A 1,351-nucleotide genomic window follows, 5' to 3' on the forward strand; every position below is an offset into this window, starting at 1 on the left:
CCGGCGTCAGGACTGCCGGTCCGGCGTTTCAGGGGCGGTACGGGGACGCGTACGGGTCCGGCCCGGACGCCGGGTGTACGGGGTGCGCGGAGCGCCCGGGGTCCACGACGCCGTACGCGCCGTACCCCTCGTACACCCCGGCGGGGAGGCCGTACGCCCCGTACACCGCCCGGAGCGGGACGGGCGGTGCGGTGACCCGGGCCGCGTGTTCCAGGGCCGGGCGGGCCGTGTCGCGGCGCCGCCACAGCTCCCGCAGCAACTCGTGCTCCCGCGCGGCGAAGTCCGCCCCCGCACGGCCGAGGCGCCCCCGGTGCCGCAGGCACGCCAGCGACGTCGCGTACGCCCCGTACTGCGTCACCGCGCGGGCCGCGGTCCGGCCGCCGTGCCCGCGCGCGTACCGCCGGGCGACGCGCCGGGCCCGCATCGAGCCGAGCGCGTAGGGCTGCGCCGGGGTCAGCCAGCCGGCCCCGACGTACGCGGGCAGTTCCTCCCGCACGGCCCGCAGCTCGCGCTGCCGGGTCCACACCACCAGCCAGGTCAGCAGGCCGAACGACGGCACCATGAACGCCGCGTACACGGCGAAGAAACCGTACTCGCCGAGGGCCGAGGAGACGTTCCACAGCGCGTGCACGCCCATCGCGAGCAGCAGGCCGCCGAGCGGGAGCAGGAAGCGCACCGGACGCCGCCGCCCGGTGGCGAGCGCGGCCGCCCCGAAGCCGATGCCGGTGAGGACCGTGAAGAGCGGGTGCGCGAACGGCGACATGACGACGCGGACGAAGAACGTCGCCGCGGTGACGGAGGAGACGCCGCTGCCGCCGGTCAGCTGGTCGGTGCCGAAGGCCGTGCCGAGGTAGAGGATGTTCTCGGTGAAGGCGAAACCGGTGGCGGTGACCCCGGCTATCACCACACCGTCGAGGACCGTGGTGAAGTCGCGTCTGCGGAACAGGAAGACCAGCAGGACGGCGGCGGCCTTCACGGACTCCTCCACGACCGGTGCTATCACGGTCGCGCCGAGCGTGTCCGCACGGGACGGGTCGGCCGTCTCCGCCGCTATCCACCGCGTGGCGAAGCTGTTGGCGACGATCGCCATGAGCGCGGCGGCACCGGCGCCCCAGGCGAACGAGAAGACCAGGTTGCGCCACGGGCCGGGCGCGACCCGGTCCAGCCAGCGGAACGCGGCCACGAGCGGCGGCACCGGCAGGACGGCGAGGCCGAGACCGACCAGGAAGCCCTCCGTACCGGTCTGCTCGCGGACCAGGCCCAGGATGACCAGCCCCGAGAGGGCGAGGAGGGCCGTCAGCGCCCCGTGGCGCACCCAGGGCCGCCGCCACCGCTGCGCGCGCCGCGGGGC

1 protein-coding gene is annotated in these 1,351 nt (G+C 75.7%); it reads right to left on the reverse strand.

What is annotated here, in order from left to right; translation table 11 throughout:
• Window positions 1-28: 28 nt before the first annotated feature.
• A partial coding sequence (locus AOK18_RS29810; protein ID WP_055696318.1) for a PrsW family intramembrane metalloprotease occupies window positions 29-1,351 on the reverse strand: 1,323 nt, incomplete at its 5' end.

The sequence above is a fragment of the Streptomyces prasinopilosus genome, assembly GCF_001419695.1.
GTDB classification, from domain to species: Bacteria; Actinomycetota; Actinomycetes; order Streptomycetales; family Streptomycetaceae; genus Streptomyces; species Streptomyces prasinopilosus.